This is a genomic window from Mesorhizobium sp. M7A.F.Ca.CA.002.05.1.1, assembly GCF_003998335.1.
GTDB lineage: Bacteria > Pseudomonadota > Alphaproteobacteria > Rhizobiales > Rhizobiaceae > Mesorhizobium.
This window is the reverse complement of the sequence record NZ_RZQI01000408.1, coordinates 1-5,148: the sequence shown is the minus strand read 5'-3', so window position 1 is coordinate 5,148 and position 5,148 is coordinate 1. Positions and strand designations below refer to the sequence as shown.

5 protein-coding genes are annotated in these 5,148 nt (G+C 63.5%); all 5 read right to left on the bottom strand.

Annotated features, from left to right (window positions below):
- Positions 1-121: 121 nt before the first annotated feature.
- Complete coding sequence (locus tag EN939_RS20095) at positions 122-1,183, bottom strand: Gfo/Idh/MocA family protein (RefSeq protein WP_127269380.1); 1,062 nt, start codon at positions 1,181-1,183, stop codon at positions 122-124.
- Positions 1,180-2,019, bottom strand: coding sequence for a carbohydrate ABC transporter permease (locus EN939_RS20090; protein ID WP_127265686.1), 840 nt, complete (start codon positions 2,017-2,019; stop codon positions 1,180-1,182). Before EN939_RS20090 ends, EN939_RS20095 begins: the two co-directional genes overlap by 4 nt.
- Before the next feature lie 11 nt (positions 2,020-2,030).
- Positions 2,031-2,960: a carbohydrate ABC transporter permease gene (locus tag EN939_RS20085; protein WP_127269379.1), complete on the bottom strand. Its 930-nt coding sequence runs from the start codon at positions 2,958-2,960 to the stop codon at positions 2,031-2,033.
- Between the two features lie 245 nt (positions 2,961-3,205).
- Positions 3,206-4,465, bottom strand: a complete 1,260-nt coding sequence (locus EN939_RS20080) for an ABC transporter substrate-binding protein (RefSeq protein WP_127269378.1) — start codon at positions 4,463-4,465, stop codon at positions 3,206-3,208.
- A gap of 2 nt (positions 4,466-4,467) precedes the next feature.
- Positions 4,468-5,148, bottom strand: a 681-nt coding sequence (locus EN939_RS20075) for an N-acetylmuramic acid 6-phosphate etherase (protein WP_127269377.1), incomplete at its 5' end; no start/stop codon positions are given.

Here is a 5,148-nt window from a genome sequence, read left to right as displayed (position 1 = left end):
TTTTCAACGTTGGTGATTGGCGAAGGCCGTGCCGAAAGCTGATCTCCCCCCTTGAGGGGGAGATGGCCAGCAGGCCAGAGGGGGGCGCCGTAGAGCGCAGCCCCTGACGACAATTCCCTGATCACAACCGCACCGCCTTTCCACTGCGCACGCTCTCGTCGGCTGCAAGGCAGACGGCGAGCGATTTGACCGCGTCGTCCATATGTTTGGTGAGATCGAGATCCTCGCGGATCGCCTTCAGCACGAAGGCCTGTTCGAGGTCGCAGAGATCCTGATGGCCGGGTTCGCCCTCCATCGACAGCATCTCGTCGGCCTTGAGAAACTTGCCGTCCGCGCCGGTCGCCGCACTGTGCAGGCGGATGGTCGAGGTCTTGGTGTGGGTGTCGATGTCATCGGACTTCACACCTTCCTTCATGACGATCGACACGCAGCCATTGGGCGAGATGACGTCCTTCACGAAGAACGCCGTTTCCGAAATCATCGGACCCCAGCCGGCTTCGTACCAGCCGACCGAGCCGTCGTCGAACAGCACCTGCAGATGGCCGTAATTGTACATCGACTGCGCCACCTCGTCGGACAGCCGCACGCCCATGCCACGCACCTCGATCGGCTTCGCATCGGTGATCTGCAGCATGACGTCGAGATAGTGCACGCCGCAGTCGACGATCGGCGACGTCGTCTGCATCAACTGCTTGTGCGTCTCCCAGGTGTGGCCTGAGGATTGCTGGTTGAGGTTCATGCGAAAGACGTAGGGGCCGCCTAGCTTGCGGGCTTCGGCGATCAGCCTGATCCAGGACGGGTGATGGCGCAGGATGTAGCCAATCACCAGCTTCCTGCCATTGGCCTTCGCCGCCGCGACGACGCGCCTGGCGTCGGCCACCGTCGTTGCCAGCGGCTTCTCGACGAAGACGTGGCAACCGGCCTCGAACGCCCTCACCGCATAGTCGGCATGGCTGTCGGAATAGGTGGCGATGCAGGCGACATCGGGCTTTTCCTCGCGCAACGCCTCGTCGAAGGAGCGCCTGATGCCGTAATCCGACAGCCCGTCCGGCAGCGGCACGTCGGAGCGATTGATCAGCGCCGCGATCTGGAAACCTGGATTGGTATGGTAGGCCAGCGCATGGCTGCGACCCATATTGCCGAGGCCGGCAATGACGACGCGGAGGGGTGTTTCAGAGTTCACTTGACGGCTCCGGACGTGATGCCGCGGATCAGCTGCCGCGAGAAGATGACGTAGAGGATCAGCACCGGCATGATCGCCAGCGACAGGGCTGCCAGGATGGCGTTCCAGTTGGTGACGAACTGGCCGAGGAACAGCTGGGCGCCGAGCGTCACCGTCTTGGTTTCTTCCGACGGCGCCAGGATCAGCGGGAACCACAGATCGTTCCAGATCGGGATCATGGTGAAAACGGCGACGGTCGCCATCGAGGGCCTGACCAGCGGCAGCACCAGCCGGAAGAAGATGGTGTATTCGGACAGGCCGTCGATGCGGCCGGCATTCTTCAGATCGTCGGAGACCTGCTTCATGAACTCCGACAGGATGAACACGGCAAGCGGCAGGCCTTGCGCGGTGTAGACCAGGATCAGCGCCGTCAGCGTGTTGACCAGCCCGCTCGCCACCATCAATTGCAGGATGGCGACGGTGCCCAGCCGGATCGGGATCATGATGCCGAGCGCCAGGTAGAGCCCCATCAGCGAGTTGCCGCGGAAGCGGTATTCCGACAGGGCGAACGCCGCCATGGCGCCGAACAGGAGCACGAAGAACAGCGAGGCGACGGTGACGACGAGGCTGTTCTGGAAATAGTGGATGAAGTCGCCCTGGCCGATGACGGTCGTGTAGCCGATCAGGTCGAAGGTTTTTGGCGTCGGCGGCGTCAAAGGCGCGCCGAAGATGCCGGCGCGGGACTTGAACGAGTTCATGATGACGAGGATCACCGGAAACAGCGCGATCACCGTGTAGGTCAAAAGGATCGCGTGGGCGCCGATGGTGCGGGGCACGGAACGGGTGGCGGTGCTCATCTCTCGGCCCCTCAGAACTGGTAGCGACGCAGGCGCGTCTGGACGAGGAAGAGGTAGACGCAGACGCCGCCGAGGATGATCAGGAACATCATCGTGGCGATCGCCGCGCCCATATTGGGGTCGCCGGTCTGCAGCTGGAAGCCGAAGAAGGCGCGGTAGAGGAAGGTGCCTAAAATGTCGGTCGAATAGTTCGGCCCGGCGAGCGCGCCTTGCGCGGTGTAGATCAGGTCGAAGGCGTTGAAATTGCCGACGAAGGTGAGGATCGAGATGATGCCGATCGACGGCAGGATCAGCGGCAGCTTGATCTTCCAGAATTGCGACAGGCCGGTAATCCCGTCGCATTCCGCGGCCTCGATCACCTCTTCGGGGATCGACAGCAGTGCCGCGTAGATCAGCATCATCGGGATGCCGACGAACTGCCACACCGAGATCAGGCTGAGTGCGGTCAGTGCATATTGCTCCTTGCCGAGCCATGGCGTGAACAGGCTTTTCAGGCCGACGAGGTCCATCAGATGCGGCGCCACGCCCCACAACGGGGACAGGATCAGCTTCCAGGCGAAACCGACGATAACGAAGGACAGGATGGTCGGCACGAAGATCGCCGTGCGGTAGAAAGCCGCGAATCTCAGTTTCGGACTGGACAGAAGCGCGGCCAGCATGACGCCGATCGGGTTCTGCACGATCATGTGGATGATGAAGAACCAGACATTGTTCCTCAGCGCGTTCCAGAAACCCACCGACCAGTTGGGGTCGCCGAACAGCGTGCGGAAGTTTTCCAGCCCGACGAAGACCTGGTGCTGCTCGATGTTGCGGAACAGCGACAGCTGCAGCGTGCCGGCGAGCGGCAGGATCATGATCGCCGTGTAGACAAGCACCGCCGGCGCCAGGAAGACGCCTATATGCCAGCGGAACGGTCTTTTCGGTCTGATATCTGCGGCCATGAGTTCGGTCCCCGCCGTTTAGGTCTCGGCAAATGCCGCCAAAGGCGCGGCGCCTCCCTCCCCCTCGAGGGGAGGGTGCCTCGCGAAGCGAGGCGGGTGGGGTCGGTCAAGGCAGCGCGCCATCGACATTTGACCGCGCTTTCCAGCAACGATCAAGTCGCGGCCTGCCTCCACCGACCCCCTCTGTCGCCTTCGGCGACATCTCCCCCTCGAGGGGGGAGATAAAGCAGCGCTCAGCCGAGCTCTTACTTGGCCGGCTTGTACCAGCTGTCGAGACCGGTCTGCAGCTTCTTGGCCGCGGCTTCCGGCGTATCGGTGCCGTTGATGACGTTGGCCGATTCAACCCAGGTCTCGTTCTCGAGGTTCGGCGTGCCACGCGACAGGATCTGGTAGGTCGAGCGGATGGTCGACTTGCACTTGCCGCGCCAGGAGACGAATTCCTGCGCCAGCGGGTCTTCCATCTTCACCGGCGAGGAGTTCAGGCTGAAGAAGCCCGGCAGCGCGTTGGCGTAGATGGTGGCGAAGTCGGGCGAGGCGACCCAGGACAGGAAGGTCTTGGCCGCATCGGCGTTCTTCGAAGCCGCGTTCAGGCCCATGCCGATATCGGTATGGTCTGATATGTAGCAGGTGTCGCCGGCCTTCTCGACCGGCGGCGGGAAGGCGCCCATCTTGAACTGGGCCTGGGTGTTGAACAGGCCGATTTCCCACGAGCCGGCCGGGTAGATGGCGGCGCGGCCGAGCGTGAACAGGTTCTGGCTGTCCGGATAGGTCTGCGCCTCGAAGCCGTCGCCGAGATAAGGCTTCCACTTGGCCAGTTCCTCATACGGCGCGACCCAGTCCTTGTCGGTCAGCTTCTGCTCGCCCTTGATCAGTGCTGCGCGGCCGTCCTCGCCCTTCCAGTAGTTGGGGCCGATGTTCTGGTAGCCCATGGTCGCGGCTTCCCAGAGATCCTTGGTGCCCATCGCCATCGGGATGTAGGTGCCGTCGGCCTTGATCTTGTCGAGCGCGGCGAAGAACTCGTCGCGGGTCTCCGGCACCTTGATGCCGAGCTTGTCGAAGGCGTCCTTGTTGTAGATGAAGCCGTGGATGACCGAGGCCATCGGCACGCAGAAGCTCGCCTTGCCGTCGTCGGTCTGCCAGGCGGACTTTGCCACGGGCGAGAAGTTCTCCATGCCGGGCAGCGCCGAGAGATCGGCAAGGTTGCCCTTCTTGAACAGCTCGAGCGACTTGTCGAACGGGCGGCAGGTGATCAGGTCGCCCGCCGAGCCGGCGGCGAGCTTGGCGCCGAGCGCTGCGTCATATTCGGTCGGAGCCGAGGGCGCGAACACCACCTTGATGCCCGGGTTCTTGGCTTCGAAAGCCGGGAGCAGCTTGTCCTTCCAGATGGCAAGGTCGTCACCGCGCCAGCTTTCGATGTTGAGCGTTACGTCTGCGGCAGAAGCAACCCCGGCCGAGCCGAGAATGCTGGTGCCCAAAAGCAGTGCCGTCAGTAGTTTCGTTGTCATGCTCAGTCTCCCTGTTGACCTTTTTCAGGTTCGGTTTTGATGAGAACGGAGGCTTTTGAGCCCTTGCTCCCCTCTATAGCGGAAAGGGCCGGGCGCAGCTTCTGGCCGGCCTCTTCCAGTGTCTTCTGCGCCGCGTCGGTGCTGTCGGCGCCGGCGGCGAGCAGAATGGCGGTCTTGACCGCGCCGCCGCTCTTCTCGAGCAGGCGGGCCGCTTCGTCCGTGCCGCACCCGCTGACGGCGGCGACGATGCGCGCCGCGCGGCCGCGCAGCTTGATGTTGTCGGCCATCAGATTGACCATGTAGCCGTCATGCACATGGCCGAGATGGATGGCGGTCAGCGTCGACAGCATGTTGAGCGCGATCTTCTGGGCGGTGCCGGCGCCCATACGCGTGGAGCCGGCGATCAACTCCGGCGGCGTTTCGAGCAGGATGGCCACATCGGCCAGGCGCAGCAGCGCCGTGTTGCCGTTGTTGGCAATAGCGATTGTGGCGGCGCCCCGAAGCCGGGCGTCCTCGATGGCCCGCACGGCATAGGGCGTCGTGCCGCTGGCGGAAATAGCGATCAGGCAGTCGCCCTTGCCGATAGCGGCCGCGGCGACCGCCGCCGACGCTTCCCCGGTGTCGTCCTCAGGTCCGCCGGCCAGCGTGCGGAAGGCGTCGTCGCCGCCGGCGATCAGGATGGC

What these genes read in the sequence shown, in the direction of transcription:
- EN939_RS20090 (WP_127265686.1), bottom strand. Translation starts at nt 2,019, where the DNA reads ATGAGCACCGCCACCCGTTCCGTGCCCCGCACCATCGGCGCCCACGCG.
- EN939_RS20080 (WP_127269378.1), bottom strand. Translation starts at nt 4,465, where the DNA reads ATGACAACGAAACTACTGACGGCACTGCTTTTGGGCACCAGCATTCTC.
- EN939_RS20085 (WP_127269379.1), bottom strand. Translation starts at nt 2,960, where the DNA reads ATGGCCGCAGATATCAGACCGAAAAGACCGTTCCGCTGGCATATAGGC.